This is a genomic window from Massilia sp. CT11-108 (assembly GCF_047302915.1).
Taxonomy (GTDB): Bacteria; Pseudomonadota; Gammaproteobacteria; order Burkholderiales; family Burkholderiaceae_D; genus Telluria; species Telluria orientalis.
Window position 1 is genome coordinate 1 of record NZ_JBKYMO010001664.1, and the last position, 226, is coordinate 226.

A 226-nucleotide genomic window follows, 5' to 3' on the forward strand; every position below is an offset into this window, starting at 1 on the left:
GCCGAAGATCGCACCGAAGTTCGCCTTCCAGTCCTCGGTGAACACCAGCGTGTGGTGCAGCAGCCCCGGCACGGGCCCGTCGACGCCGAGGTAGACGAGCACGGCGCTCGGCCCCGGGTCGCGCTTCGCCCAGTGTGCTGCGGGGTACGTGCGGTGCTCCGCGTCGAGCAGCTGCAGCTCGGTGTGCCGGAGGTCGGCGGCGCTCACCACGAGCTGTCTCTTATAC

At 69.9% G+C, this 226-nt stretch carries 1 pseudogene; it reads right to left on the minus strand.

From position 1 onward, the window contains the following. Positions 1-226, minus strand: a pseudogene (locus ACEN88_RS35965) (hypothetical protein); the annotation flags it as partial.